A 26080-nucleotide genomic window follows, 5' to 3' on the forward strand; every position below is an offset into this window, starting at 1 on the left:
AATCGCCGAAGCCCTTCGTTTCGCAATGGCCCTCGTTCCGCAAGGGATTGAAACCACATGCCCGCCAGCGGCCGGACCGTCACCCTCGACGAAGCGCTCGCCATCGCGCTCGACCACCTCAAATCCGGCCGGTTTGCCGAGGGCTGGGACCTGTACGCCCTCATCCTCGATGCCGACCCCGGCAATGCCGAGGCGCTGCACCGGATGGGCTTCATCGCCGGCCGCCGGGGCGACATGGACCGCGCGCTGGACCTGCTGACCCGCTCGGTTGAGCGGGCGCCCGATGCCGACGCGCTGTTCAACCTCGGCACCGTCCATCACCGCGCGCTGAGAACCGAGGAGGCCATCGTCACCTACCGCCGGTCCCTGGCGCTGCGCCCCGATTTTCCCGACTGCGAATATCATCTGAGCGAAGCCCTGCAAGGTGCCGGACGGTTGGAGGAGGCGCTGGCGGCGCTGGACATATTGCTGGGCCACCACCCCCATTTCCCCGCCGGCTGGCGCCAGCATGGCGACATCGCGGCCGATCTGGGCCGTCCCGGCGCCGCGGTGCATTTCTACGAGATGGCGCTGGCGCTGAACCCCGCCGACGAACAGTCGCAGGAGAGGGTGGCGGTGCAGGAGGCCGCCTTCCGCACCCGGCAGGCGGCGATGGCGGCGCGGCTGCCGGACGGGCGGCACGACCTGCGCGACACCACCATCCTGATCCCCTTCCGCGCCGACAGCGACGACCGCAAGCGCAACCTGCGCTGGATCGCCGGCTTCCTGCTGAAGCATGTCGACGCCACCCTGCTGATCGGCGAGGACAAGGATGGGCCGAGCGACGTGCCCGATGCGCTCGGCCCCGATCTCGCCGCCCGCTGCCGCCATCTGCATCTGTGCGGCAACGACACGCCCTTCACCCACAAGGCCCACCTGATCAACCGCATGGTCGAGGCGGCGGAAACCCCCATCGTCGCCCTGCACGACACCGACATCGTGGTGGACCCGGTTCAGTATGCGCTGGCGCGTGACCGGGTGCGGCAGGGGGGCGGGCTGGTGTTTCCCTACAATGGGCTGTTTTTCCGGATCATCGGGCAGGAGGTTCAGCGCTTCGGCTATACGCTGTCGGCTGCCCCACTGAATGTCGTCTGTCCGCGTTTTTCGCTGATCCACCGCAACTCTCCCGGCGGCAGCGCCTTCTTCGACCGGAAGCGGCTGCAGGCCAATGGCGGCTACAACGAAGCCTTCCTGTCCTGGGGATACGAGGATGACGAGATCGTCGAACGCTTCGTCCGGCTGGGCCTGAGCGTGGAGCGGGTGCCCGGTCCGCTCTATCACCTGGAACATGCGCGGCCGGCGAATTCGTCGGAGCAGAATCCGTTCTTCGCGTCCAATCGGGCGGAGTTGGACCGCGTGTGTGCCGCCGACGGTGGTGCTCTGCGCGCCGACATCGCCGCCGGACGGTTGCGCCGGCCGCTGCTGTCGTCGCGCGACCTTGCCACCCCTCCGCCATCGCCCCGAATGGCGTGAATGCGGTGCAACAGAAGAAGCCCCCTTCGCCCCCTTGAAGAGCCGGCGGCCCGGCCACAGCTGAGTGGGTGCACTGTGATAAAAACGAGAACTGCCGCGTGTTGAGCTTGGCACGGAAACTGTGGGCTGATGCCACGTCGGGCGCTTCCCCGGCCGGGCGGACGGGACCGGCAACGGTACCGCGCGGCATGCGCGTCTATGCGGTCGGCGACATCCATGGCCGGCTCGACCTGCTCGACCAGATGCTGGGCCAGATCGCCCGCGATGCCGACCAGGCGCCGAACCTGCTGAAATACCTCGTCTTCCTCGGCGATTACGTCGACCGCGGCCCGGATTCGCGGCTGGTGATCGAACGGCTGGCCTGCGGGCTGCCGCCGGCCTTCGGCGCCGTGTTCCTGCGCGGCAACCACGAGGACACGATGCTGGGCTTCCTGTCGGACCTGCGCGTCGCCCCCGGCTGGCTGACCTATGGCGGCGACGCGACCCTGGAAAGCTACGGCATCCCGGCCCCCGATCCCGACGCGCCGGTGGAGCATCTGCAACAGGCGCAGCTGATGCTGAACAGCCTGCTGCCCGCCCATCACCGCGCTTTCCTGACGGGCCTGCGCAACCATCTGACCATCGGCGACTACCATTTCGTCCATGCCGGCGTCCGCCCCGGCGTGCCGCTCGACCGGCAGGAGGACCAGGACCGGCTGTGGATCCGCGAAGCCTTCCTGGCGTCGCGCGCCGACCATGGCAAAATGGTTGTCCATGGCCACACCATCGCGCCGGAACCGGAACTGCTGCCCAACCGCATCGGCATCGACACCGGCGCCTACGCCACCAACCGCCTGACCGCCCTGGTGCTGGAAAGGACGGAGCGGCGCTTCCTGTGCACGGTGTGAGGGAATCGTCCGGCTGAAACCGGGAAGGCCGATTCCGGGACAAGAACTAAAAAGCACATCTGTACCGATGGAAACGTCCAGCCAACGTCTCACGGTGCATAATGACCGCCTTCGACGCGGGTGTGCCTGCGCATCCCGCGGCACGCCCACGCCTCACCTCAGGGAGGGGCACATGGATCGTCAAGCCGTATACCGAGAGATCACCGACGTCTTCGGACTGGTTCCATCCTTCTTCAAGGAATTGCCCGACACCACCGTCGAAGCCGAATGGCGCCTGTTCAAAGCCGTGCAGGTCGATGACGGGCCAATCCCACAGAAATATCGCGAACTGATCGGCCTCGGGATCGCCGCCATCACAAAGTGCCGGTACTGCGTCTTTTACCATACCGCACTCGCCAGGCTGTTCGGCGCGACCAGCGACGAGATCGAGGCCGCTGTCCATTACGCGAAGTCCAGCGCAGGTTGGAGCGCCTATCTGAACGGCATGCAGGTGGATTACGACACCTTCACACGGGAGGTCGATCAGGCCTGCGACCATGTCCGGAGCCAGATGTCGCAACAGCAGCGCGCCGCCTGACGAGGCCGCCAATACGGCGCCAGCCCTGAAACGACGAAAGGCTTCCGGATCACTCCGGAAGCCTTTGTCTTTATGGTCGGAGAGAGAGGATTCGAACCTCCGGCCCCTGCCTCCCGAAAGCAGTGCTCTACCAGGCTGAGCTACTCTCCGGTCCTGTCACCGCCGGCCGGTCACTCTTAAGTGCGCCGTCCGTCGGTGGAGCGGGTGTATAAACGGTTCCGGCCGGCGACGCAATGCAAAGTCACAGCCCGCCCGCTGCATTTTTGCCATGCCATTTTGTAGGGGCATTTTATTCGGCTGTTCCGCCGCACCGGACGGCAGTCCTGAAACGACGAAGGGCTCCCGGATTTCTCCGGAAGCCCTTGTCTTTATGGTCGGAGAGAGAGGATTCGAACCTCCGGCCCCTGCCTCCCGAAAGCAGTGCTCTACCAGGCTGAGCTACTCTCCGGTCCTGTCACCGTCGGCCGTTCACTCTTAAGTGCGCCGTCCGCCGGTGGAGGGGGTGTATAAACGGTCCGGACCGGGGGCGCAACGCAAAAATGCGTCATCGTCAAAAAGATCCGGACCGTCGATCCACCCTCTCGGCTGCCTCGTCAGAAATCGCGATCGATCACGAAATCAATGACTTCCAGCAGGGCCTGCTTGACCGGCCCGTCGGCGAACAGGCCCAGGCTGTCGCGGGCGATGGAGCCGTAATGGCGCGCCCGCTCCACCGTGTCCTTCAGGGCGTTGTGGCGGGCCATCAGCGTCTGGGCACGCTCCAGGTCGCCGTCCTTCTGGTCCAGCTCCTCCATAACCCGGCGCCAGAAGGCGCGTTCCTCGTCGTTGCCGCGACGGAAGGCCAGCACGACCGGCAGGGTGATCTTGCCCTCGCGGAAATCGTCGCCGACCGTCTTGCCCAGCTTCGCCTGCAAGGCCGAGTAGTCCAGCACATCGTCGACCAGCTGGAAGGCGATGCCGAGATTCATGCCGTAGTCGTAGAGCGCCATCTCCTCCGCCTGCGGGCGGTTGGCGACGACGGCGCCGACACGGCAGGCGGCGGCGAACAGCTCGGCGGTCTTGCCCTTGATGACCTCGAGATAGGCCTGCTCGCTGGTCTCGGTGTCGTTGGTGGTGCGCAGCTGCAGCACCTCACCTTCGGCGATGATGGCGGACGCGCCGGACAGGATGCGCAGCACGTCGAGCGACTGCACCTCCACCATCATCTCGAAGGCGCGGGAGAACAGGAAATCGCCGACCAGCACGCTGGCCTTGTTGCCGAACACCGCGTTGGCCGAGGCCATGCCACGGCGCAGGTCGCTCTCGTCGACCACGTCGTCATGCAGCAGGGTCGCGCTGTGGATGAACTCCACCACCGCGGCCAGCAGCCGGTGATGCTCGCCCTGGTAGCCGCACAGGTTGGCGGCCGCCAGAGTCAGCACCGGACGCAGGCGCTTGCCGCCGGCGGCGATCAGATAGCCCGCCAGCTGGGGAATCATCTCGACCTGCGACTGCATGCGGTCGAGGATGATCTGGTTGACGGCGCTGAGGTCCTCGGCCACCAAAGCGGTCAGGTCGTCGAGCGGGGTAGACTTGCGCCGTTTCGGCTCGAAGTTGGTCACGACCGCCAAGGTCGACTCCACGGATGATTGACGTCAGAATTTGCGCTAGGGAGCATAACGGCCTAGGCTCTTCGGTCAAGTCCGCAGGGGGCCGTTATTTCGAGACGCCCGTCCTTTCGAGAAACCATGACCGAACTGCTGCGCACCACCGATCCCGTCCGCCTGTCCTGGCTGGTCGCCCTGCTGGCCGATGCCGGGATCGAGGCCATCGTGCTGGACAGCTACACCAGCATCCTCGAAGGGTCCATCGGTGCCATTCCCCGGCGGCTGATGGTCGATACGGACGATGCCGCACAGGCCGTCCGCATCCTGCGCGAGGCCGGCGAGGCGTGACCGGCACGATCATTCCGGCTTCGGAACAAAGTCTCGAAGCACCCGCCGATTTCCTGCTGAACGGCCGGGTCAGGCTGCTCCAGCCCGAGGGCGGCTATCGCGCCGCCATCGATCCGGTCTTCCTCGCCGCGATCACCGCCGCCGGCGACGGCGAGCGGGTGCTGGATGTCGGCACCGGCACCGGGGCTGCGGCACTGTGCCTCGCCGTCCGGGTGCCGGGGGCGGCGGTGGTCGGGCTAGAACAGCGGGCCGACGCCTGCGCCTTCGCCCGCCGCAATGCCGCGCTCAGCGGTGTCGCGGAGCGGGTGACGGTGGTGGAGGGCGACCTGCTGGCCCCACCCGACGCGCTAGGCAGCGCCGGGTTCGACCGGGTGATGATGAATCCGCCCTATCTGAAGACGGGGGCCGCCAGCGTCCCGCCCGACGGCTGGAAGGCCGCGGCGAATGTGGAAGGGGCGGCGCAGCTGGCCGACTGGGTGCGCTTCGCCGGCCGCATGCTGAAGCCGCGCGGCATGCTGACCATGGTCCACCGCGCCGACCGGATCGACGACATTCTGCACGCGCTGCGCGGCCGCTTCGGCAGCCTGATCCTGGTGCCGCTGTGGCCCAAGCCGGGGATGGAGGCCAAGCGTCTGCTGCTGGTCGCCCGCAAGGGCGGCAGGGCGCCGGCCCGGCTGACCGCCGGCCTGACGGTGCACAAGGCCGAAGGCGGCTACAGCCCGGCGGCAGAGCGGGTGCTGCGCGACGCGGAAGCGTTGCTCGTCTAGCTTTTTTAGCGGGGGCGGAGCCTTTCAATCGGGAGACTTCAATCCCATCTCTGCCGGCATGAGCCTGAAATCCCTCCTCGCCAAACTTCCCTTCGGCCCCTGGCGCAAGGCCGGGCCGCTGGTGTCCGTCGTCCGCCTGACCGGGGTCATCGGCCAGGGCGGTCCGCTCCGCTCCGGCCTCACGCTGGCCGGCGTCGCCCCGCTGCTGGAGCGTGCCTTCGCGCCCAAGGACCAGAAGGCGGTGGCGCTGATCGTCAACTCGCCGGGCGGGTCGCCGGTGCAGTCGGCGTTGATCGCCAAACGGATCCGCGATCTGGCGGAAGAGAAGAAACTGCCGGTCTTCGCCTTCTGCGAGGATGCCGCGGCCTCGGGCGGCTATTGGCTGGCCTGCGCGGCGGATGAGATCTGGGCCGACGAAAGCTCCATCGTCGGCTCCATCGGCGTGGTGTCGTCCGGCTTCGGGCTGCATGGGCTGATCGAGCGCCACGGCATCGAACGGCGCCTCTACACCGCCGGCGACAAGAAGGTGCTGCTCGACCCCTTCTCGCCGGAGCGGGAGGACGGGGTCGCCCATCTGAAGGCCCTCCAGGCCGACGTGCACGAGGCGTTCAAGGCGATGGTGCGCAGCCGGCGCGGCAGCCGGCTGACCGGTCCGGAGGAGGAGCTGTTCTCCGGCGCCTTCTGGGCCGGGCGGCGGGCGCTTGCGCTCGGGCTGATCGACGGGCTGGGCGACCTCCGCTCGGTCATGCGCGGGCGCTTCGGCGAGAAGGTCCGGCTGCGCGTGGTGCAGCAGGAAGGCGGCATGCTGCGGCGGCTGCGGCTGCGCGCCGGATACGGCAACGCCCCGGCCTTGGAAGCCGGGGCGCATGAGGCCTTCGCCGATGCCCTGGTGGCGGCCGCCCGCACCTCTCTCGACGATTGGGCGGCCTGGGCGAAGCTGGGGCTTTGAGGAGAACCCGCCGTCAGCGCTCGGCGGTGACCGGTGCCGCCTGAAGCCCGTAATCGTCGGCCTGGATGAAGGCCGCACGCAGCGGCTTCAGGACGAACAATGCCAGCACCGCGGCGACCAGATTGAAGCTGGCGGCGATGTAGAACACGGCGTGCCACCCGAAATGGCTGGCGATGATGCTGCTGAGCGGAACCAGCAGCGCCGCCGTGCCCTTGGCGGTGTAGAGCATGCCGGCGTTGGTCGCCGCGAACTTCGAGCCGAAGGTGTCGCCGGCGGTGGCCGGGAACAGGCTGTAGATCTCGCCGAAGACGCAGAAGAACATCGCGGTGAAGATCACGAACATCACCGGGTTGCGGCCGAGCTGCGTCACCAGGACGATGGCGAGCGCCGCGATGCCGAAGGCGATGAACATCGTGTTTTCGCGGCCGATGCGGTCGGAAACCCAGCCGAAGAAGGGCCGGCCGGCGCCGTCGAGGATGCGGTCGATGGAGATCGCCAGCGTCAGCGCCGGCAGGACGAGGCCGAACATGTTGATCGGCGAATCGGCGACATGGAAGTCATGGGCGATGGGCGCGATCTGGGCCGCCGCCATCAGGCCGCCGGAGGCCACCATCACGAACATGACGTAGAGCAGCCAGAAGACCGGGGTGCGGATGACGCGGGACGGCGGATGGTCGATTTTGGTCTGGGCAAGCCCGCTCTTGCGCACCGGGCCGCTCGACTTCGGCGCCTTGCGCAGGAAGAAGGACAGCACGAAGATCATCACGCCCTGCCCGATGCCGAAGACCAGGAAGGCCTGCTCGTAGCCTTGGGAGGCGATCATGTTGGCGATGGGAATGACCGTGGCGCCCGCACCGGCGCCGAAGCCGGCGGCGGTGACACCCGCGGCGAGGCCGCGCTGCTGCGGGAACCATTTCAGCGCGTTGCCGACGCAGGTACCATAGACGCAGCCGGCGCCGATGCCGGAGATCACCGCCGCGGTGTAGAGCATCGGCAGCGACGTGGCCTGGCTGTCGATCACCCAGGAACCGCCGACCAGCAGGCTGCCGACCAGAACCACCACCTGGGGGCCGTAGCGGTCGACGAACCAGCCTTCGACCGGGACCAGCCAGGTTTCGGTGAAGACGAAGATGGAAAAGGCGATCTGGATGGCCGCGCGTCCCCAGCCATGCTTGGCATCGATGGGATCGACGAACAGCGTCCAGCCATATTGCAGGTTGGCGATCATCGCCATGCACAGCAGGCCGACGCTGAGCTGGAACCATTTGTTGTGCAGAAGACCGCGGTCTTCGGTCGTCTCTGTGGTCATGCCCCAAAGTCCCGTTGAGCGTGGGGGCGCAGGATCGGCGGGGTGTGGCTGTCCGCTGTGGCGGGCCACCCGCATCGCACCGCGTCGAGCGCCGTTCGGACATGACTGTGCGCCTCAACAATCCGTATTCCAAATACCGGATACCGAATGCGTTATTCTTTTTCACATCGTGGAATGCGTTGAAAAGTCTCGCTTTTCCACGTTGGCAGGCATGCACCGATTGCTTGTCTTGCGAACAGAACTGTCAAGGCAGAGCCATGCGGCGCACACATATTTGAAATACGGTATCTGGTATACATAATATCTTGTTGCGGTGCGACAGCAGGCGCATGATCCGGCCATGTTCAACGGCGCTGACGAGCCGCGCCGCAGCCAGGGGAAATCGCATGATGTCCAGCATCCTGACCCGCCTGTTCGCCGGCACCGCCGCTCTGGCCCCCGCCGGCTTCGCTCCTGCGGGAATCGACTCTCTCGCGTCGTTCCCGCACATCGCCCTGCCGGATCTGTTCGCGGGTTTCCGCACCCGCCATGGCGGCGGCAAGCGCAAGCCGGAATCGCCGGATGTCGCGATGTCCTGGGCCGAGTTCGGCCGGGGGTTCTGAGTGGGTTCTTCCGAACGCGGCCCGGATCAGGCCGCGGAGATCAGGCTGCAGAGATCAGGCCGCCGAGTTCTGCGTCAGCAGGGTGGTCAGCCAGCGGAAATTGGCCCCGTTGCCGGTCTGGATGGCGCTTTCCACCACCTGCATCGCGGTGGCAGGGTCCTGCGGGTCGGGCACCGGGGACGCGGAGTCCATGCCGGCCCCGCCCTGCCCGTCTTCCTGCGCGAACAGGGTGACGGCACCGACGCCGAGGCGCACGGAGGGCTGGGCGTTCGGCAACACTCCCGTGCCACCGGCACCGGAGGCGTCGCCCTCCCCGACCCCGTTCAGAGTTTCCAGCATCGCCGCGAACTGGCCGGCCAGCGCCCCGGCCTGCCTGGACGCGGACGTCCCTTTGCGCTCCAGGACGTCTTCCGCCCTGATGCGCATGGCTTGCGTGGCCTCGCTGTTGGCCATCATCGACATGGGACGATCCCCGGCGGTTTGTGGCGAACCGCAGGGACATACGCAAAAATCACGCCATCAACACAACCGGCGATTCATAAGGGCCGGCACCGCCCCTGCGACGATTTGACCGGCAAAAATTTCCCAGCCACCCGGCAGAAGATTCCCAGCGGCCCGGCAAGCGTTGCCGGGCCGGCTTGAGATCAGTCGCGGAAGTTCTGGTACTGCAACGGCTGCTCGATGCCCATCCGCTTGACCAGGGCGATGGCGTCCTGCAGGTCGTCGCGCTTCTTGCCCGTCACCCGCAGCTCGTCACCCTGGATCGAGACCTGGACCTTCATCTTGCTGTCCTTGATCCCTTTGACGATGGTCTTCGCCAGATCCTGCGCGATTCCCTGCTTGATCGTCACGGTGTGGCGCAGGGCATCGCCCGCGGCGCGCTGCGGCTGCGCGGTGAAGTCCAGCGCCGCGGCATCGAGCTTGCGGCGGGTCACATAGACGCGCAGCAGTTCCTGCATCTGCGCCAGCTTCGGCGCGTCGTCGGCCAGCAGAACGATCTCGTTCTCGGTCCGCTCCACCGTGCATTTGGAGCCCTTGAAGTCGAACCGGGTTTCGATCTCGCGGCGGACACCGGCGAGGGCGTTGTCGATCTCGTGGACGTCCGTCTCGGACACGATGTCGAACGACGGCATGGCGGCACTCTCCCTGATAGGACTGCTGAGAAACGAATCGGGCCAACCGTAAAGAATACGGCCGCCGCACTCAACAGCCGCCTTCCCGAACCATCGCCTCTCCGGTCAGTCCATCTGTTCGGCGTAGTGACAGGCCACCAGCCGCTCATCGACGGTGCGCAGCGGCGGAACCTCCGCGGAGCAGCGCTCGGTGGCGAAGGGGCAGCGCTTGTGGAAGGCGCAGCCGGGCGGCGGGTTCAGCGGCGACGGCAGCTCGCCCTTCGGCACCACCCGGTCCATCCGCAGATCCGGGTTCACCCGCGGCGTCGCCGCCAGCAGGATGCGGGTGTAGGGGTGGCGCGGACGGGTGAACACCACGTCCTTGGCGCCATGCTCCACCGGCTTGCCCAGATACATCACCATCAGCGAATCGGCGATGTGGCGCACCACGCTGAGATCGTGGGAGATGAACAGGTAGGCGAGGTTCAGCTCTTCCTGCAAATCCATCATCAGGTTCAGCACCTGCGCCTGGATCGACACGTCGAGCGCCGACACCGGCTCGTCCGCGACGACGACGCGCGGACTGAGCATCAGCGCGCGGGCGATGGCGATGCGCTGGCGCTGGCCGCCGGAGAACATGTGCGGATAGCGGTCGACCTGATCGGGGCGCAGGCCCACCTTTCCCATCATCGCCACCGCACGGTCGCGCCGCTCGTGCTTGTCCATGGCGGTGTTGATGACCAGCGGCTCGGTCAGGATGGAGCCGACCGTCTTGCGCGGGTTCAGCGAGCCATAGGGATTCTGGAAGACCATCTGCACCGTGCGGCGCAGCTCCTTCATCTCCGCGGCACTGCGCCCGACGACCTCGCGGCCGTCATAGAGCAGCTCGCCCGAGCTGGGCGGCTCGATCATGGTGACGGAGCGGGCCAGCGTCGACTTGCCGCAGCCCGACTCGCCGACCACCGCCAGCGTCTTGCCGGCCTGAAGACGGAAGGACACGCCGTCCAGCGCCTTCACCGTCGCCATCGGCTTGAAGGCGCCGCGCTTGACCGCATAGTGCTTGCGCAGGTCGCGGGCTTCCAGCACGACCGAATTGCCGGCCGAGGCCTCGAAGATGTGGGGTTCGGTCTGGGTGGTCATCACAGCGCCTCCCCGGCGGCGGGATGGCCGTCCGGCAGCGGGTAGAAACAGCGCGCGCGCCCGTCGTCCACATCGAACAGCGCCGGGCGTTCGGCACGGCAACGCGCGTCGGCGAAGCGGCAGCGCGGGCTGAACAGGCAGCCGGCCGGCCGGTCGGCGATGCCCGGCACCATGCCGGGAATCGTCGGCAGCCGGCGCTTGCCCAGGGCCCGCTCCGGCAGCGCGTCGAGCAGGGCGCCGGTGTAGGGGTGGCGCGGCCGTTCGAACAGGGACTGGACCGGGCGGGTTTCCGCCACTTGGCCGGCATACATGACGACGACGCGCTGGGCCGTCTCCGCCACCACGCCCATGTCGTGGGTGATCAGGATCAGCGCCATGCCGCGTTCGCGCTGCAACTGGACCAGCAGGTCGAGGATCTGCTTCTGGATGGTGACGTCCAGCGCCGTCGTCGGCTCGTCCGCCACCAGCAGGCGCGGGTTGCAGGCGATGGCGATGGCGATCATCACGCGCTGGTTCATGCCGCCCGACAGCTGGTGCGGGAAGGCCGACAGGCGGGTTTCCGGCGCCGGGATGCCGACCTGCTCCAGCAGCGCGATGGCGCGGTTGCGCAACGCCTTGCCGGACAGCCCCTCATGCACGCGCAGAGTCTCCATGATCTGGAAACCGACGGTGAAGCAGGGGTTCAGGCTGGTCATCGGCTCCTGGAAGACCATGGCGACGTCCTTGCCGGTGATCTTCCGGCGCTGGGCGGCGGACATGGTCAGCAGGTCCCGGCCGCCGAACATCATCCGGTCGGCGACGACGCGGCCGTTGGAGCCGAGAAGCCCCATCACCGCCAGCGAGGTGACGGACTTGCCGGAGCCGGATTCGCCGACGATGCCGACGACCTCACCTTCGTCCACGGTCAGGTCGATGCCATCCACCGCGCGGAAGGTGCCGGCGCGGGTGGTGAACTCGACCGACAGGTTCTTGATGTCGAGAAGAGGCATGAGGTCAACGCTTCAGCTTGGGGTCGAGCGCGTCGCGAAGACCGTCGCCCAACAGATTGAAGGCCAGCACCGTCACCAGGATGGCGATGCCGGGCCAGGTCACGACCCAGGGGGCGCGCTGGAGGAACTGGAGCGAGGAGGCCAGCATGGTGCCCCATTCCGGCGTCGGCGGCTGCGCGCCGAGGCCGAGGAAACCCAGCGCCGCGGCGTCGAGGATGGCGGTGGAGAAGCCCAGCGTCGCCTGCACGATCAGCGGGGCGACGCAGTTGGGCAGAACCACGATCAGCATCAGGCGCAGCGGCCCGGCCCCGGCAACGCGCGAGGCGACGACATAGTCCTTGTTCACCTCGGCCAGCACGGCGGCGCGGGTCAGGCGGGCATAGTGCGGGATCACCACCACCGACACCGCCAGCATGGCGTTCACCAGCCCCGGCCCGAGGATGGCGGCAACCACCACGGCCAGCAGCAGCGACGGCAGCGCCAGAAGGATGTCCATGGCGCGCATGATCAGCACGTCGGCCATGCCGCCGAAGAAGCCGGCGACCAGCCCCAGCCCCAGACCGACGGCCAGCGACAGGGTGACGACGATCAGGCCGATCATCATCGACAGGCGCGCGCCGTACATCAGACGGGACATCATGTCGCGGCCGATGTCGTCGGTGCCCAGGATGTAGCTCCAGCTTCCGCCCTCCTGCCAGACCGGCGGGGTCAGGATGGCGTCGCGGTACTGGATGTCGGGATTGTGCGGGGCGATGACCCCGGCGAAGATGGCGATCAGCGCGATCAGCGCGATCACCACCAGACCGCCGAGCGCGCCCTTGTTCTGCTTGAAATGATACCAGAACTCGGTCAGCGGGTGCGGCGGGCGCGACACGGCGATCGGTTCCGGGACGGCGGGCTCTGGATTGGTCGAGGTTTCAGCGGACATGGAATGGCCTCACCGCGCGTGACGGATGCGGGGGTTGAGGACGCCGTACAGCACGTCCACCAGCAGATTGACCAGAATCACCGAGGTGGCGATCAGCAGGACGCCGCCCTGCAGGGCCGGATAGTCGCGGCGGTTGATCGATTCGATCAGCCATTTGCCGACGCCCGGCCAGGAGAAGATGGTCTCGGTCAGGATGGCGCCGCCCAGCAGCGTGCCGACCTGAAGGCCGATGACAGTCACCACCGGGATCAGCGCGTTGCGCAGCGCATGCATGCCGATGACCCGGCCGCTGTCCAGACCCTTGGCGCGGGCGGTGCGGATGTAATCCTCGCCCAGCACCTCCAGCATGGCCGAGCGCGTCATGCGCGCCACCACGGCCAGCGGCACAGTGCCCAGCACGATGGTCGGCAGGATCAGGTGCGACAGCGCCGAGCGGAACGCCTCGTAATCGCCGGCCATCAGCGTGTCGATCAGCATGAAGCCGGTCACCGGCTCCACGTAATAGACCAGATCCAGGCGCCCCGAGACCGGGGTCCAGCCCAGTGCGACCGAGAAGAACAGGATCAGCAGCAGGCCCCACCAGAAGATCGGCATGGAATAGCCGGTCAGGCTGGCGCCCATCACGCCGTGGTCGAACAGCGACCCGCGCTTGACCGCCGCCAGGATGCCGGCCGGCAGGCCCACCAGCGTCGCGAACAGCATGGCGCACAGCGCCAGTTCGAGCGTCGCCGGGAACAGGGTGATGAATTCGCTCAGCACCGAATTGTGGGTGACCAGCGACAGGCCGAAATCGCCCGACAGCACGTTGCCGACATAATCGAGGAACTGTTGCCAGAGCGATTGGTCGAGACCCAGTTCATGGCGGAGGGCGGCCAGCCGTTCGGGCGCGATACCCCGTTCGCCGACGCGCACCTCGATGGGGTCGCCGGGAACCAGCCGGATCAGGATGAAGGTCAGAAAGGTGATGCCGAGAAAAGTCGGAATCACCAAGCTTACCCGCGTCAGGATGAAGCGAAGCATCGACGGGTACTCGTTTTTTAAAACTACGGTGAAAACTGGAACGGAGCGCCGAACCGGTACAAAAACCGCTTGGGCCGACGCCCCGTTCCATCAGGGGCACCTGCCCCCACTCCGGCCCTTCCCCGCTTGCACAGGGTTGGGAATGCCACTCTGTTCAAAGGGTTGGAGGCGTGGAACCCCACGCCTCCAACCCGGTACACCCGGCGCCGCACCCCCTTTTTCAGGGGCGCGTCGCGCATTACTTCAGGTCGACGCCTTCGAAGCGATGGACGCCGAACGGGTCCATCTTGTAGCCGACGACGTTCTTGGCGAGGCCCGTGTAAACCACCGAATGGGCGATGGTGTACCACGGGGCCTCTTCCTTGAAGATGACCTGCGCCTGCTCGTACAGCTTGGTGCGCGCGGCGATGTCGGTGGTGCGCTTGGCCTGGACGACGAGGTCGTCGAACTCCTTGTTGCACCACTTCGACAGGTTGTTGCCGCCCGGACGCGCAGCCTCGCAACCCAGCAGGGTGTAGAGGAAGTTGTCCGGATCGCCGTTGTCGCCGGTCCAGCCGAGCATGCCCATCTGGTGCTCGCCCTGCTGCATCCGCTTGCGGTACTCACCCCACTCGTACTGCACGATCTTCGCCTTGATGCCAACCTTGGCCAGATCGGCCTGCATCATCTCGGCGACGCGCTTGGCGTTGGGGTTGTACGGGCGCTGCACAGGCATCGCCCACAGGTCGGTCTCGAAGCCGTTGGGATAACCCGCGTCGGCGAGCAGCTTCTTGGCGCGCTCGACGTCGTAGGGATAATCCTCGATGGCGTCGTTGTACGACCACATGGTCGGCGGGATCGGGTTCTTGGCCGGGACGCCGGCGGCCTGATAGACCGCGGCGACCGTCGCCTTCTTGTCGAGCGCCATGCTGACGGCGCGGCGGACGCGCACGTCGTCGAACGGCTTCTTCGTCACGTTGAAGGAGACGTAACCGACGTTCAGGCCTTCCTGCTCCTGAACGACGATGGAGGTGTCCTTCTTCATTCCGTCAATGTCGGCCGGATTCGGATACGGCATGATCTGGCATTCGTTGGCCTTCAGCTTGGCCAGACGAACCGCCGCATCGGGCGTGATCGCGAAGACGAGGTTGTCGAGCGGCTGCTTGCCGCCCCAATACTGCTCGAACGCCTTGTACCGGATGACGGCGTCCTTCTGGTAGGCGACGAACTGGAAGGGACCGGTGCCGACCGGAACCTGGTCCAGCTTCTCCGGCGTGCCCTTCTTCAGCAGCATCGCGCCATATTCGGCCGACATGATCGGGGCGAACGGCATGGCGAGGTTGGCCAGGAACGGCGCCTCGACCGCGTTCAGCGTGAACTTGACCGTCAGGTCGTCGACCTTCTCGATCGACTTCAACAGCTTGGGCATCGCCATGTCGTTGAAGTAGTCGTAGGCGCCGCCGGAGACCTTGTGGAAGGGATGATCCGGCTTCCACTGGCGCTCGAACGAGAAGATCACGTCGTCGGCGTTGGCATCGCGGGTCGGCTTGAAATCGCCGACGCTGTGCCACTTGGCACCGGCACGCAGCTTGAAGGTGTAGACCAGCCCGTCGTCGGAGATGGTCCAGGATTCCGCCAGGCCGGGAACGACCTTGGTGCCGCCATGCTCGAACTGGACGAGGTTGTTGTAGACCGGAAGAGCAACGTCGAAGCTGGTGCCGGTCGTGTTCAACATGGGGTTGAAGTTTTCGGGGCTACCCTCGGAGCAATAAACAAGGGTCTTCGCCGCCTGGGCCGGCGCCGACAGCGCCAGCGCCGCGGCCATACCAAGCCCGGCACCCAGCAGGATGCGCTTCATTCGTCTTGCCTCCCGATTCCGATTGGAGCGTATGCAAATTTGCCAGAACGCCTTTGGAAATAGCGTCGCCATTTGGCGCGAGCCCAAGGCGCCTGTCAACGCCTACATGCATACGTGGCTATACCGTGGCGCAGGGCACAATTCGTGGCGCCAATACGTCCGTATGGATACATTTTCGCCCCCGAAAACGAAACAGTTGCAAAGCCAACCATCCGGTTGACCGAACCGGCAGCTTCCTACCCCGGCGAATCAGGTCTTCCGGGTGTATCGCCGGGGAAATGCGCGCAGCCGATGGAGGCGGTCGGCTGTCATGCGCACCCGCCGTGAAGTCCGGCGACCAACCCCATGCTAGGCTGGGTTGCACCTGTTATGAAACCATTTTTCGGATACCGGTCCGGCATGCCCTTTCCGCTTCTGCCGTCCTCCCTGCGGTCTGGACCGCTGGCCGCCTACAGCCTCTACATCGTCGGGTCCGCGCTGCTGGCCTCCAACCCCGTGGTCGGGCGGGCGGCGGCGCATGTGGTGCCACCGATCGGACTGGCCTTCTGGCGCTGGCTGATCGCCTTCCTGATCGTGTTGCCCTTCGCCCTGCCGGGGCTGCTGGCCCACCGCGGGCAGTTGAAGGCGCAATGGCGGCGCTACCTGCTGCTGGGCGTGCTGGGCCAGGGAATTTCGGGCGCCATCGTCTATTACGGGCTGGAGCGGACCAGCGCCACCAATGCCAGCCTGATCTATGCCACCAGCCCGGCGATGATCCTGGCGCTGGCCGCGGTCTGGCTGGGCGACGCCATCCGGCCGCGGCAGATCCTCGGCATCCTGCTGGCGATGGCCGGCGTGCTGGTGATCCTGACCCGCGGCGATCTGGAGGCTTTGCGGCACCTGTCCTTCAATGGCGGCGACCTGCTGGTGCTGACCGGGGCGGTGTCCTGGTCGGTCTACACCATCCTGCTGCGGCAATCGGGCGCACCCCTGCCGGTGGTCACCGCCTTCGCCGCCAATGCGCTGGCCGGCGTGCTGGTGCTGGCGCCCTTCTATGCGTGGGAGACGGTGGCGGTGCGGCCGGTCCCCTTTTCCGTCTCCACCGTCCTGTCGATCGTCGCCGTGGCGCTGTTCGCCTCGGTGCTGGCGCTGCTCGCCTATCAGAAGACCATCGCGATGATGGGGGCGGCCCGCGCCTCCACCGCGCTGTACGTGTCGCCGCTGTGGGCGGCGCTGGCTTCGTGGGCGATGCTGTCCGAGCCGTTGCAGGGCTTCCACCTGATGGGCGTGTTTCTGGTGCTGCCCGGCGTGATGCTCGCCACCCTGCAAGCCCGCAAGCCGGCGGCGGAACCGGCAGGCAAAGCGGCCTGAGCGGCATGCCAACCGGTATCGCTTGATCGGCAAGGGCCGTCCTCCCATCTTGGCCGGACCTTCGCCACCCGCATCCGTCCGGCCATGACCGATACCGCATCCACCCCCTTGCTGCTCTGCGCCGACGATTACGGGCTGGCGCCCGGTGTCAACGCCGCCATCCGCGACCTGATCGCCCAGGGCCGGCTGACCGCCACTTCGGTCATGAGCCTCTGCCCGCACTGGCGCAGCGGCGCGGATGCGCTGCGCGAGCTGAAGGACAAGGCCGACGTCGGGCTGCATTTCACCCTGACCGACCAGCCGCCGCTGGGGCCGATGCCGACGCTGGCGCCGGACGGACGGCTGCCGCCGCTGGGACGGCTGATGGGCTGGGCCTATCGCGGGAGGCTGAACAGCCCGGCGGCAAAGGCGGAAATCCGTGACGAACTGTCGCGCCAGATCGCCGCCTTCGCCGACGCCTGGGGTGCCCCGCCCGACTATATCGACGGCCACCAGCACATCCACCAGTTGCCGGTTGTCCGCGATGCGGTGGCGGAGGCGCTGGCTTCCCTGCCCGGCGCTTATGTCCGCCTGTGCGGCGAGCCGGTGGCTGCGGTGCTGCGCCGGGGCGTGGCGGTGCCGAAGACGCTGCTGATCGGCGGGCTGGGCGGTGGGCTGAGGCGCATGGTGCAGGCCCGCGGCATTCCGGCCAACGACCGCTTCGCCGGCGTCTACGACTTTGCCGGCAGCCGCCCCTTCGCCGACCTGATGTCCCGTTTTCTCGACGGGATCGGCGGCCAGACGCTGGTGATGGTCCACCCCGGCCTGCCCGATGAGGAATTGCGCCGCGTCGACACGCTGGTCCAGCCGCGGCGCGCCGAATACGACTATCTGCGCGGGCCGGAGTTCGCCGCCCTGCTGGAGGCACGCAACATCCGGCTGACCCGCTTCGCCGGCTTCCCCCGGTAAGAGCGCTACTCGGCCTCGTCCGGCTGCCAGGCGCGGCGGCGCAGCTTGAAGCGCTGGACCTTGCCGGTTTCCGTCCGCGGCAGGGCGTCGAGGAACTCCACCGCGCGGGGGTACTTGTAGGGCGCGATGTGTTCCTTGACGAAGCTTTGCAGTTCCTCCGCCAGACGCTCGTCGGGACGGACGTCGTCGCGCAGGACGACGAAGGCCTTGGGAATGGTTCCGCGCACGGGGTCGGGCGCGGCGATCACCGCACACTCCTGGACCGCATCGTGGCTCAGCAGGATGTTCTCGACCTCCAGCCCGGAGATCTTGTAGCCGGCCGAGACGATCAGGTCATCGGTGCGGGCGTGATACCAGAAGAAGCCGTCCTCATCGACGTGGAAGGCGTCGCCGGTCAGGTTCCAGCCCTGCTGGACATAGCTTTCCTGCCGCGGATCGTCGAGATAGAGGCAACCGGTCGCCCCGCGCACCGCCAGCCGGCCGACCTGACCGGGGGGAAGCCGGCGGAACTGGTCGTCCACCACCATCGCCTCATAGCCCGGCACCGGCTTACCGGTGGAGCCCGGCCGCACATTGCCGGGCACGGCATGCAGCACCGCGTTCAGCAGCTCGGTGGTGCCCAGGCTGTCGAGGATTTCCAGGCCGGTGGCGTCGCGCCAGCCCTCGAAGGTCTGCTGCGGCAGCGGCTCTCCGGCCGAGATGCACAGGCGCAGGCCGGACAGCCCCTTCGCCAGCGCCGGGTCGGCGGCCATGCGGCCGATCATGCCGCGATAGACTGTCGGCACGGTGAACATCACCGTCGCCTTGTGGCGGGTGGCGGCCTCGATCAGCCGGTCGGCGGTCCCGCGCTCCAGCAGGATCACCGAGGCGCCGATGCGCAGCGGGAACAGCAGCAGCCCGCCCAGCCCGTAGGCGAAGGCCAGCGTCGGCGAGCCGCAGAAGACATCCTCGGCCGTCGTCCCCAGCACCGACCGCGGCGACAGGTCGGAGATCGCCAGCAGATGGCGGTGCAGATGGGCGGCGGCCTTCGGCGTGCCGGTGGTGCCGGAGGTGAAGGCGATCAGCGCGACGTCGTCCTGCGCCGTGTCGGCGGCCTGGAAGCCCGGCGGCTTGGTGGCGATGCGGTGTTCCAGTTCCCCGTCGCGGAAGCCGACGATGCGCAGCGACGGCAGCGCCGCCTCTTCCAGATCGTCCAGGAAATGGGTGTCGCACAGCGCCATGTCGATGGAGGCGCGCTTCAGCACGTCGGCCAGTTCGGGCGCGCGCAGCAGCGGCATGGTCGGCACCAGCACCCCGCCGGCCTTGATCACCGCCAGCCAGCAGGCGGCCAGCATCGGCGTGTTGGGGCCGCGCAGCAGGACGCGGTTGCCGGTGACCATCCCGTAATCCTCGGTCAGGACGCGGGCGATGCGGTCGACGGTGTCGCGCATCCGACCATAGCTCCAGACCTCGCCATCGCCGCCGATCAGGCAGGGGCGGCCGTCCCAGCCGCATTCTCGCCAGCCGTCGATCAGGACGGATACGGCGTTGAGGCGCTGCGGGTACTGGAGTTCGGGACGGTCGAGGATCAGGTCGGGGCGCTGCGACGGCGCCGGCAGCCGATCACGGGTGAAGCTGTCCAAATGTCCGGATGGCATCATGCGCTGCGTCATCTCCCCCCGTTGCAGGACGGGAAGAACGGGGCCGGCGTGATCGGTGGGCGGACCCGGCCGCCACACGCGCGGTTCAGACACGGCCATACCGTCGGCCGGCGCGAATGCGCATCCCTTCATGGGCAATGCTCCATCTCCCCCCGCAGAGGACGCACGAACACGCCTCCGTCTTATCTTTTATGATCCGACTATAGTGCCAGGGGGAGCAAGTGAGCCATGCAACGAACGAATGGTGGGTGCACCATCAATCGCCATTCGTGCCGGGACAAGTGACTGAAAAGGCCAGTTTTTCGTTGGTAAGACGCATGATTTGGAACGAAAGTACGGGTCGGCATACCGATCGTCAGCCGTTCTGCAGGTAAAGATCGATCTCGCCCTGCTCCATCACGTGGGCGGTGCCGTGGATGATGCCGTTGGCGATCTGGATGATGCGGTGGATCATCGCGACGGAGGTCTGGCAGTCCATCCGCAGCTTGTCGGGATCGCCGCTGTCGATGTCGGTGCCGATCCGCTCCAGCGTGTGGGCGATCACCTGATGGGCCTGGGCGATGGTGTCCTCGAAAGGACGGAGGAATTTGGACGGCACATGGCCGTAGGCCTCGATCGCCAGTTCCTTGTCGGAGAAGCCGCTGTCGCGGAAATGCTCGGCATAGCTCTTGGGCTGCCAGATGCGGCATTCCTCCAGCATGTCCGGCATGTCCGGGATCATCTCGATCAGCATCACGATTTCGTTGAAGTGATTGAGATAGTCGGTCGCCAGCAGCGTCTTCTCGGAAATGTTCGTGCCGCGCACGCGTTCCCGCCACCGGGCGAAGTCGGCCAGCTCATCCGGCGGAATGCCGTCCATCAGGGACCGATCCAACTCTTGGTCTTCCATGCACAAACCCGGACCCGATGCGGCAGCCCACGCGATACCCCGGCCGGCACAAATCCGCCGGCTTTGAAACGGCGGAGTGCGCCCAAAGACGCTGTACCCCAACCGTGTGCCGATGTCCTTAACGTTGGATTAAACGCGTTGCAAGTGCCGGCTTGTGAAAGTCCCCGATTGACGGAAGCGAAGCGGCGACATGGCCGTTATCTTGACAGATAAAAGTTCGCCGCCGGCGCCACCCGCGTGATGTCGCGGCGGCGCCCGGCGGCGATTAGGATTGGCGGTTCAGGGAGGAATCACACCATGCCAAGTCCAACACCGCCGCTGACGGTTGGTTCCCGAGCAGGACAGTCGGCGATTCGAATCGCTGCCTTGGCCGAAAAGAAAAACGCGCCGGCCTGGGGGTTGGCCGGCGCGCACGAGGATCGGGAACACTCGCCTCGCCCTCGCACGGCAGCGGAAAGACCGACACCGGAGGGCAAAGACAGAGTAGGCTTATAAGCCTTTCCGAACGGTTAAGTCCGCCCCTCCGGCATCCCCTATGCCATGCCGGTCATAGGCCGCACGCAAGGCCCGGAGGGCCGTAGCCGGCCTTGCTTCATAGTATTCAGGCTGAGTAACCCGTTGTCGGTATCTCGAATAAATCTTTCGGGTTCACTCCCGTTAGGCCGCGGACTGCGCCATATGAACTCCACCGCTGCAGCTCGGGATGAGTCAGTCTGCTGATCGAAGCAGCGGCGATGGCGTCGTGATCTTCGGCAGGGCCGCCCAGGCGGTCCGGTCGCCGGATTTCAGCGCCGGACATGCGGACCGGGAACAGGCGCCCGGGAGAGATCGAGTTGCACCGGCCGTATCCGGGATCCTGGATACGGCATATCGGGTGGATGCCAGGAACACGCGCCGCAGAAAGGCACGGGGAGAGAGATGGAGCAGTACACCGGTCACTTCATGCAGCATTTGCCCTACCTGCGCCGCTACGCCCGCGCGCTGACCGGGACGAACGGGCGGGGGGACGCCTTGGTGACCCGCACCCTGGAATGGTACCTGGAGGCGGGCGAGGCGGAGAGCGGCCGCGGCGACGACACGTCGCGCGGCACGCTCTATCGCCATCTGCATAAACTGCAGGATGAAGACGGCTCGCCCCCGGCGGTCGCGCCCTACCATCCGGTGGAATCGGCGCTGATGACGCTGGCGGAGACCGACCGTCGGCTCTACCTGCTGGTCAACCTGGAGGATCTGCCGGTCGGCGAGGCCGCCGCCGTGCTGGGTCTCGCCCCGGAAGACGCGGTGGAACGGCTGACCCACGCCCGCGAGCGCGTCCGTGCCCGGCTGACCGCCACCATCCTGATCGTCGAGGATGACGCCATCATCGCCTACGATCTGGCGGAGACGGTGCGCGGCATGGGCCACATCGTCTGCGGCAACGCGGCGACGATGGACGAGGCGCTGTCGCTGGCGGCCGAGCACCGGCCGACGCTGGCCCTGATGGACATCCGGCTGGCCGACGGCGACAACGGGCTGGAAGTGGCGCGCGAGCTGCGGGCCCGCCGATTCCTGCCGGTGATCTTCGTCACCGCCTTCCCAGAGGATCTGGCCAGGCACGGGCTGGAGCATCTGGGCCCGGTGATTCCGAAGCCCTTCACCCGCGACCAGATCGAACAGGCGATCACGCGCGCCGTGTTCATGCCGCAGCCGGAAGATGCCCGCGAGACGGCGCAGCCCCATTGAGGGGCGGCGCTGCTTCACTCGGGAGGTTTTAGCGGAAGACCACCGTCTTGTTGCCGTTCAGCAGCACACGATGCTCCACGTGGTAGCGGACGGCACGGGCCAGCACGATGTTCTCGATGTCACGCCCGATGGCCACCAGGTCGTCGGGCGTCATCGTATGGTCGACACGCTCCGCCTCCTGCTCGATGATCGGGCCTTCGTCGAGGTTGGAGGTGACATAGTGCGCGGTGGCGCCGATCAGCTTCACGCCGCGGGCATGGGCCTGATGGTAGGGCTTGGCGCCCTTGAAGCTGGGCAGGAAGCTGTGGTGGATGTTGATGACCCGGCCGGCCATCCGCTCGCACAGCGCGCCGGACAGCACCTGCATGTAGCGGGCGAGCACCACGAGGTCGATTTTCTCCTCGTCGACGATCTCCAGCAGGCGGGCTTCCTGCTGCGCCTTGTTGTCGGATCCGACGGGCAGATGGTGGAACGGGATGTTGTGCCACGCCGCCAGCTGATAGAAATCGCGGTGGTTGGAGACGATGGCCGGAATTTCGATCGGCAGATAGCCGGTGCGGTAACGGTACAGCAGGTCGTTCAGGCAGTGGCCGAACTTCGACACCATGATCAGCACGCGCGGACGGCGCCGGGCATCGTGGATCTTCCAGGTCATGCCGAAGCGCTCGGCCACCTGCGCCGCGAAGTCGGCCTCCAGCTGCGCCTTGCCGGGCCCGGCCGGGTTGCCGTTGAAGCTGACACGCATGAAGAACAGGCCGGAGATGCGGTCGCCGAACTGCGCGCTGTCGATGATGTTGCAGCTCCGCTCCGCCAGGAAGCCGGACACCGCGAAGACGATGCCGACGGTGTCGGGGCAGGAAACGGTGAGGATATAGTCGGAGCCGGTCTCAGACATCGCGCGTCCACCATGACGTAACAGCAAGAAAAGGGGGAAGCTTCCCTAGCACGAACGCCGCGATGTTGCACCCGCTTCATGAGCGAGTGCGCACATGGCTGTGCCGTCCGGCGCGATGCCCCCGATGCCGGGCGGTCCACGCCGCTCTGGCATCGGCCGGCCGGCGGTGCGACAATCGGCAACGGCGGCCGGACCGGCCGGCGGAAGAAGACGGAGTCACCCATGGCATCCGGCGGCAAGATCATCGGTGAATACACCAAGGGCAAGGTCGACAAGCTGATGACGGCGGACGCCGCCGACAGCAGCCGCAGCCAGCGCATCCGCCATTTCCTGGAAAATATGGACGCCGCGATCCTAGAGGCCAACTGCGAGGTCATCGGACGCGAATTGCCGAACCTCAACCGCGACTCCTTCCTGCGCATGGCGGTGCGGGTGGCGGAACTGCGCGCCGACTATATCCGTGCCGGCCTGAAGATGTCGGAATCCCGGCACCCGGACGCTGCCGCCGTCGCGGACCTCGCCCGTCTGCGCGCGGCCTACGAGCAGATGCTGGCGGTGTACGAGGCCGCGGAGCGGGTGATCGAACGCGGATACGCCAAGCTGGGTTAAGGGGCCGGGGTAATGGGCCGACACGAAGCGGAGGTTCTTTCCAAACGGATGGCTCCTGCCCCCCGGACTGTCCATTTCAACTGACCCCCGCACCGAATAGCCGATGGTCAGCCATCCGGCATCAACGGTATGTTGGCCGCACACATTGCATTGTCCAGAGGCGGCGCAATGAAGATCGAACAGTCCGTGGCACAGCATTACAGTCATGGATCGCTGGAGCGGACGATCCTTGCCGCGCTGGCCGCCTCGGGAAAGGACATCGAACACCTCACCCTCGCCGACCTCGCGCCAGTGGACGAGTTTCACATTGGCGGACGGCAGGCAACCATCGAATTCGCGGAACAGATGGGGCTGGCGCCGGGCCTCAATCTGCTAGATATCGGCTCCGGGCTGGGCGGGGCATCGCGCTATTTCGCCTCCGAACGCGGCTGCCGAATCAACGGCATCGACCTGACGGACGAGTATGTCCGGGTGGCCGAAGCCCTGGCGAGGCGCGTTGGGGTGGAGAGCCGGGTGGCCTACCGGCAAGGAAGCGCACTTGCCCTGCCATTTGAGGCCGGCACCTTCGACGGTGCGTATATGCTTCATGTCGGCATGAACATCCCGGACAAGGAGAGGCTGTTCGCCGAAATCCGGCGGGTGCTCCGGCCCGGCGGCGTCATCGGGATCTACGACGTGATGCGCCAGGGCGAAGGCGACCTGACTTTTCCGCTGCCGTGGGCATCGAGCGCCGGGACGAGTTTCGTCGAGAGCGCCGACGCCTACCGGGCAATGCTGAAAGGCGCCGGGTTCGCTGTCGAGAAGGAGCGCAGCCGCCGCGAGTTCGCCATCGAATTCTTTCGCCGGATGCGTGCCCAGGCCGCACAAAGCGGAGGTCCGCCGCCGCTTGGCCTGCACATCCTGATGGGTGATTCCGCCCAGCGGAAGGCCGCGAACATGAGCGACATCTTGGAACGGGGATTGATCGCACCAACGGAGATCATCGGGCGGGCAGTCTGACTGGACAGGGCCGACACTCGGAGCTGGCGTTTCAAGGCTGGCGCTTGAGCCCCCTGCCTGACTGCGGAAACGATGGAGCCGGAAACAAAAATCCCCTTCCCCGCGATCCTGCGGAGAAGGGGGCGCGACCGATCGGTCACAAAATTCAGTGGCGACCCACCCAAAAGACGCCGGTCGGCCAAAGCCGATGGCCGGGGTCAAACGTCGTGGAAATGTTCCAACTCACGACGCAGGCTGGTGGCCTCCTGTTGCAGGCCGACGATCCGGCGGACGTCAGGACTCTGCTGCTGTTCTTCGCGTTCGAGCTTGTCCTCGATATCGCGCTGCTCTTGCCGGATGATGTTGAACAGTGCTTTCCTCAACATCGACACCTCCCGAGCTGATCGCTAAAATTTTAGCGCTTTTTCAATTCGCCATCAAGCAACCAATGACCTCTGTCGAATCCTCGGCACGTCAAGTCTGCCCCGGTTACCGAATGCCCACAAATATTCAGAAACGGTAATCTGGCCGGCCTTGACAATACTTTTGCGCCGCCGCATTGGTTAATGATTCAGGCTAGATGAACGGATGGCACGGCTTGGTGCCGATGCCTTCCCTCCTTTGCAGCACGGTATTTTTGGCCATGGATCGACGACAGCTGCTTGGGCTCGGGCTCAGCAAGCTTTGGTTAACCGCCTTCGGCGCCGCCGGTCTGGCGCTGGCCCAGCCTCTGGGTTCGGGCAGCGCCCAGGCGTCGGGCCGGCGGCCCGACCGCAAACCGGCCAGCGGCACTTCGTCGCGGTCGCGGCTGGTGATGCTCGACCCCGGCCATGGCGGCAACGATCCCGGCGCCATCGGCACCCGCGGCACTTTCGAGAAGGAGGTGACGCTGGACATCGCGCGCGACGTGGCGCGCATCCTGGCCGAGAGGCATGGCGTCGCCGTCAGGCTGACGCGGCGCGACGACCGTTTCCTGGCGCTGGACGACCGGGTTGCGCTGACGCGCGAGGCCGGGGCCGACCTGTTCGTGTCGATCCACGCCGACAGCGCCCCCAATGCCGATGCCCGCGGCCTGTCCGCATACATCCTGTCGGAAAAGGCCTCGGACTCCTTCGCCTCCCGCCTCGCCCAGCAGGAGAACCAAGCCGACCGCTTCGGCAAGCCGGGAGCGGTCGGCGGCGGCCGGATCGTCAAGGACATCCTGATGGACCTGACGGCGCGCCACACCCGCCATGCCTCGCTGGCCGCCCGCCAGATTCTGGTGGAGGGGGCGGGCAAGGAGCTGCGCCTGCTCGAAAACCCGATGCGCGCGGCCAATTTCGCGGTGCTGAAGGCGCCGGACGTGCCGTCGGTGCTGGTGGAAACCGGTTTTCTGTCCAACCCCAGGGACGAGGAAATTCTGCGCGACGCGACGGCCCGGCGGGTGGTTTCCCGCGTCCTGGCCCGTGAAATCGCCGGCGTGCTTTCCAGCCCAGCTTTCGCCTGA

26 protein-coding genes and 2 tRNA genes are annotated in these 26080 nt (G+C 66.5%); 13 read left to right on the forward strand and 15 right to left on the reverse strand.

Annotated features, from left to right (window positions below; genetic code table 11):
* Nucleotides 1-57 precede the first annotated feature (57 nt).
* From ABNQ38_RS29885 to ABNQ38_RS29895, 3 genes are all read left to right on the forward strand, one after another.
* Entirely contained in the window at nt 58-1512 is a 1455-nt protein-coding gene (locus ABNQ38_RS29885; protein WP_377810937.1) for a tetratricopeptide repeat protein, read from the forward strand.
* A 98-nt stretch (nt 1513-1610) separates the two neighbouring features.
* Nucleotides 1611-2399: a metallophosphoesterase family protein gene (locus ABNQ38_RS29890; protein ID WP_377810938.1), complete on the forward strand. Its 789-nt coding sequence runs from the start codon at nt 1611-1613 to the stop codon at nt 2397-2399.
* Nucleotides 2400-2571: 172 nt separating this feature from the next.
* On the forward strand, nt 2572-2976 hold the full coding sequence (locus ABNQ38_RS29895) for a carboxymuconolactone decarboxylase family protein (RefSeq protein ID WP_377810939.1): 405 nt from the start codon (nt 2572-2574) through the stop codon (nt 2974-2976).
* Between the two features lie 73 nt (nt 2977-3049).
* Here ABNQ38_RS29895 and ABNQ38_RS29900 read toward each other — a convergent pair.
* From ABNQ38_RS29900 to ABNQ38_RS29910, 3 genes are all read right to left on the reverse strand, one after another.
* Nucleotides 3050-3126 (reverse strand) — tRNA-Pro (locus tag ABNQ38_RS29900).
* A 221-nt stretch (nt 3127-3347) separates the two neighbouring features.
* Nucleotides 3348-3424, reverse strand: a tRNA-Pro gene (locus tag ABNQ38_RS29905).
* Between the two features lie 145 nt (nt 3425-3569).
* Nucleotides 3570-4586 (reverse strand): polyprenyl synthetase family protein, encoded by a 1017-nt coding sequence (locus ABNQ38_RS29910; RefSeq protein WP_377810940.1) that lies wholly within the window; start codon nt 4584-4586, stop codon nt 3570-3572.
* Nucleotides 4587-4703: 117 nt separating this feature from the next.
* Between ABNQ38_RS29910 and ABNQ38_RS29915 the strand changes: the two genes are divergently transcribed.
* Genes ABNQ38_RS29915 through ABNQ38_RS29925 form a run of 3 tightly spaced genes read left to right on the forward strand, consistent with a single transcriptional unit; the run spans nt 4704 to nt 6626 of the window.
* Entirely contained in the window at nt 4704-4910 is a 207-nt protein-coding gene (locus tag ABNQ38_RS29915) for a DUF2007 domain-containing protein (RefSeq protein WP_109449728.1), read from the forward strand.
* Entirely contained in the window at nt 4907-5677 is a 771-nt protein-coding gene (locus ABNQ38_RS29920; RefSeq protein WP_377810941.1) for a tRNA1(Val) (adenine(37)-N6)-methyltransferase, read from the forward strand. Before ABNQ38_RS29915 ends, ABNQ38_RS29920 begins: the two co-directional genes overlap by 4 nt.
* 58 nt (nt 5678-5735) lie before the next feature.
* Entirely contained in the window at nt 5736-6626 is an 891-nt protein-coding gene (locus tag ABNQ38_RS29925) for a S49 family peptidase (protein ID WP_377810942.1), read from the forward strand.
* A gap of 13 nt (nt 6627-6639) precedes the next feature.
* On the opposite strand, the gene oxlT is transcribed toward ABNQ38_RS29925, so the two are convergent.
* Nucleotides 6640-7935, reverse strand: coding sequence for an oxalate/formate MFS antiporter (gene oxlT, locus ABNQ38_RS29930; protein ID WP_377810943.1), 1296 nt, complete (start codon nt 7933-7935; stop codon nt 6640-6642).
* Between the two features lie 386 nt (nt 7936-8321).
* Here oxlT and ABNQ38_RS29935 point away from each other — a divergent pair, with 386 nt between their 5' ends.
* The gene (locus ABNQ38_RS29935) at nt 8322-8537 is read left to right on the forward strand and encodes a hypothetical protein (protein ID WP_377810944.1); all 216 of its coding nucleotides are present in this window, start codon (nt 8322-8324) and stop codon (nt 8535-8537) included.
* Nucleotides 8538-8591: 54 nt separating this feature from the next.
* Here ABNQ38_RS29935 and ABNQ38_RS29940 read toward each other — a convergent pair whose 3' ends face one another.
* The 7 genes from ABNQ38_RS29940 to ABNQ38_RS29970 form a co-directional block, all read right to left on the reverse strand.
* Nucleotides 8592-8999, reverse strand: coding sequence for a hypothetical protein (locus ABNQ38_RS29940; protein ID WP_377810945.1), 408 nt, complete (start codon nt 8997-8999; stop codon nt 8592-8594).
* 182 nt (nt 9000-9181) lie between these two features.
* Nucleotides 9182-9670: a YajQ family cyclic di-GMP-binding protein gene (locus ABNQ38_RS29945; protein ID WP_109050120.1), complete on the reverse strand. Its 489-nt coding sequence runs from the start codon at nt 9668-9670 to the stop codon at nt 9182-9184.
* 105 nt (nt 9671-9775) lie between these two features.
* Entirely contained in the window at nt 9776-10789 is a 1014-nt protein-coding gene (locus tag ABNQ38_RS29950) for a peptide ABC transporter ATP-binding protein (RefSeq protein WP_377810946.1), read from the reverse strand.
* A complete protein-coding gene (locus ABNQ38_RS29955) occupies nt 10789-11778 on the reverse strand; it encodes an ABC transporter ATP-binding protein (protein ID WP_377810947.1) in 990 nt (329 codons plus the stop codon). The genes ABNQ38_RS29950 and ABNQ38_RS29955 overlap by 1 nt, the downstream gene beginning before the upstream one ends.
* Nucleotides 11779-11782: 4 nt before the next feature.
* Entirely contained in the window at nt 11783-12706 is a 924-nt protein-coding gene (locus tag ABNQ38_RS29960) for an ABC transporter permease subunit (protein WP_377810948.1), read from the reverse strand.
* A gap of 9 nt (nt 12707-12715) precedes the next feature.
* Nucleotides 12716-13726, reverse strand: coding sequence for an ABC transporter permease subunit (locus ABNQ38_RS29965; RefSeq protein WP_109050116.1), 1011 nt, complete (start codon nt 13724-13726; stop codon nt 12716-12718).
* 238 nt (nt 13727-13964) lie between these two features.
* The gene (locus ABNQ38_RS29970; protein ID WP_377810949.1) at nt 13965-15563 is read right to left on the reverse strand and encodes an ABC transporter substrate-binding protein; all 1599 of its coding nucleotides are present in this window, start codon (nt 15561-15563) and stop codon (nt 13965-13967) included.
* Nucleotides 15564-15962: 399 nt separating this feature from the next.
* Here ABNQ38_RS29970 and ABNQ38_RS29975 point away from each other — a divergent pair, with 399 nt between their 5' ends.
* Together ABNQ38_RS29975 and ABNQ38_RS29980 are read left to right on the forward strand one after the other, a co-directional pair.
* A complete protein-coding gene (locus tag ABNQ38_RS29975; protein WP_377810950.1) occupies nt 15963-16913 on the forward strand; it encodes a DMT family transporter in 951 nt (316 codons plus the stop codon).
* Between the two features lie 84 nt (nt 16914-16997).
* The gene (locus ABNQ38_RS29980; RefSeq protein WP_377810951.1) at nt 16998-17861 is read left to right on the forward strand and encodes a ChbG/HpnK family deacetylase; all 864 of its coding nucleotides are present in this window, start codon (nt 16998-17000) and stop codon (nt 17859-17861) included.
* A 5-nt stretch (nt 17862-17866) separates the two neighbouring features.
* Here ABNQ38_RS29980 and ABNQ38_RS29985 read toward each other — a convergent pair whose 3' ends face one another.
* Together ABNQ38_RS29985 and ABNQ38_RS29990 are read right to left on the reverse strand one after the other, a co-directional pair.
* Entirely contained in the window at nt 17867-19501 is a 1635-nt protein-coding gene (locus tag ABNQ38_RS29985) for an AMP-binding protein (RefSeq protein WP_377810952.1), read from the reverse strand.
* 355 nt (nt 19502-19856) lie between these two features.
* The gene (locus ABNQ38_RS29990; protein ID WP_376962661.1) at nt 19857-20360 is read right to left on the reverse strand and encodes a hypothetical protein; all 504 of its coding nucleotides are present in this window, start codon (nt 20358-20360) and stop codon (nt 19857-19859) included.
* 948 nt (nt 20361-21308) lie between these two features.
* Here ABNQ38_RS29990 and ABNQ38_RS29995 point away from each other — a divergent pair.
* Nucleotides 21309-22112, forward strand: a complete 804-nt coding sequence (locus tag ABNQ38_RS29995; RefSeq protein WP_377810953.1) for a response regulator — start codon at nt 21309-21311, stop codon at nt 22110-22112.
* Between the two features lie 28 nt (nt 22113-22140).
* On the opposite strand, the gene purU is transcribed toward ABNQ38_RS29995, so the two are convergent.
* The gene (purU, locus tag ABNQ38_RS30000; RefSeq protein WP_098737504.1) at nt 22141-23007 is read right to left on the reverse strand and encodes a formyltetrahydrofolate deformylase; all 867 of its coding nucleotides are present in this window, start codon (nt 23005-23007) and stop codon (nt 22141-22143) included.
* 222 nt (nt 23008-23229) lie between these two features.
* Here purU and ABNQ38_RS30005 point away from each other — a divergent pair, with 222 nt between their 5' ends.
* A complete protein-coding gene (locus tag ABNQ38_RS30005; protein WP_109449699.1) occupies nt 23230-23616 on the forward strand; it encodes a hypothetical protein in 387 nt (128 codons plus the stop codon).
* A 168-nt stretch (nt 23617-23784) separates the two neighbouring features.
* Complete coding sequence (locus tag ABNQ38_RS30010; RefSeq protein ID WP_377810954.1) at nt 23785-24615, forward strand: class I SAM-dependent methyltransferase; 831 nt, start codon at nt 23785-23787, stop codon at nt 24613-24615.
* A 197-nt stretch (nt 24616-24812) separates the two neighbouring features.
* Here the strand turns inward: ABNQ38_RS30010 and ABNQ38_RS30015 are convergent, their stop codons facing one another.
* Entirely contained in the window at nt 24813-24980 is a 168-nt protein-coding gene (locus ABNQ38_RS30015) for a hypothetical protein (protein WP_199235334.1), read from the reverse strand.
* Between the two features lie 257 nt (nt 24981-25237).
* On the opposite strand from ABNQ38_RS30015, the gene ABNQ38_RS30020 reads away from it, so the two are divergent.
* Nucleotides 25238-26080, forward strand: coding sequence for an N-acetylmuramoyl-L-alanine amidase (locus ABNQ38_RS30020; protein ID WP_377810955.1), 843 nt, complete (start codon nt 25238-25240; stop codon nt 26078-26080).

The sequence above is a fragment of the Azospirillum sp. A29 genome, assembly GCF_042604625.1.
Lineage (GTDB): Bacteria > Pseudomonadota > Alphaproteobacteria > Azospirillales > Azospirillaceae > Azospirillum > Azospirillum palustre.

Bases quoted from the DNA above. Each gene is read 5' to 3' on its own strand.
- ABNQ38_RS29885 (WP_377810937.1), top strand. From the start codon at position 58: ATGCCCGCCAGCGGCCGGACCGTCACCCTCGACGAAGCGCTCGCCATC.
- ABNQ38_RS29895 (WP_377810939.1), top strand. From the start codon at position 2,572: ATGGATCGTCAAGCCGTATACCGAGAGATCACCGACGTCTTCGGACTG.
- ABNQ38_RS29915 (WP_109449728.1), top strand. From the start codon at position 4,704: ATGACCGAACTGCTGCGCACCACCGATCCCGTCCGCCTGTCCTGGCTG.
- ABNQ38_RS29925 (WP_377810942.1), top strand. From the start codon at position 5,736: ATGAGCCTGAAATCCCTCCTCGCCAAACTTCCCTTCGGCCCCTGGCGC.
- oxlT (WP_377810943.1), bottom strand. From the start codon at position 7,935: ATGACCACAGAGACGACCGAAGACCGCGGTCTTCTGCACAACAAATGG.
- ABNQ38_RS29935 (WP_377810944.1), top strand. From the start codon at position 8,322: ATGATGTCCAGCATCCTGACCCGCCTGTTCGCCGGCACCGCCGCTCTG.
- ABNQ38_RS29940 (WP_377810945.1), bottom strand. From the start codon at position 8,999: ATGTCGATGATGGCCAACAGCGAGGCCACGCAAGCCATGCGCATCAGG.
- ABNQ38_RS29945 (WP_109050120.1), bottom strand. From the start codon at position 9,670: ATGCCGTCGTTCGACATCGTGTCCGAGACGGACGTCCACGAGATCGAC.
- ABNQ38_RS29950 (WP_377810946.1), bottom strand. From the start codon at position 10,789: ATGACCACCCAGACCGAACCCCACATCTTCGAGGCCTCGGCCGGCAAT.
- ABNQ38_RS29955 (WP_377810947.1), bottom strand. From the start codon at position 11,778: ATGCCTCTTCTCGACATCAAGAACCTGTCGGTCGAGTTCACCACCCGC.
- ABNQ38_RS29960 (WP_377810948.1), bottom strand. From the start codon at position 12,706: ATGTCCGCTGAAACCTCGACCAATCCAGAGCCCGCCGTCCCGGAACCG.
- ABNQ38_RS29965 (WP_109050116.1), bottom strand. From the start codon at position 13,726: ATGCTTCGCTTCATCCTGACGCGGGTAAGCTTGGTGATTCCGACTTTT.
- ABNQ38_RS29970 (WP_377810949.1), bottom strand. From the start codon at position 15,563: ATGAAGCGCATCCTGCTGGGTGCCGGGCTTGGTATGGCCGCGGCGCTG.
- ABNQ38_RS29975 (WP_377810950.1), top strand. From the start codon at position 15,963: ATGCCCTTTCCGCTTCTGCCGTCCTCCCTGCGGTCTGGACCGCTGGCC.
- ABNQ38_RS29980 (WP_377810951.1), top strand. From the start codon at position 16,998: ATGACCGATACCGCATCCACCCCCTTGCTGCTCTGCGCCGACGATTAC.
- ABNQ38_RS29985 (WP_377810952.1), bottom strand. From the start codon at position 19,501: ATGATGCCATCCGGACATTTGGACAGCTTCACCCGTGATCGGCTGCCG.
- ABNQ38_RS29990 (WP_376962661.1), bottom strand. From the start codon at position 20,360: ATGGACGGCATTCCGCCGGATGAGCTGGCCGACTTCGCCCGGTGGCGG.
- ABNQ38_RS29995 (WP_377810953.1), top strand. From the start codon at position 21,309: ATGGAGCAGTACACCGGTCACTTCATGCAGCATTTGCCCTACCTGCGC.
- purU (WP_098737504.1), bottom strand. From the start codon at position 23,007: ATGTCTGAGACCGGCTCCGACTATATCCTCACCGTTTCCTGCCCCGAC.
- ABNQ38_RS30005 (WP_109449699.1), top strand. From the start codon at position 23,230: ATGGCATCCGGCGGCAAGATCATCGGTGAATACACCAAGGGCAAGGTC.
- ABNQ38_RS30010 (WP_377810954.1), top strand. From the start codon at position 23,785: ATGAAGATCGAACAGTCCGTGGCACAGCATTACAGTCATGGATCGCTG.
- ABNQ38_RS30015 (WP_199235334.1), bottom strand. From the start codon at position 24,980: ATGTTGAGGAAAGCACTGTTCAACATCATCCGGCAAGAGCAGCGCGAT.
- ABNQ38_RS30020 (WP_377810955.1), top strand. From the start codon at position 25,238: ATGGATCGACGACAGCTGCTTGGGCTCGGGCTCAGCAAGCTTTGGTTA.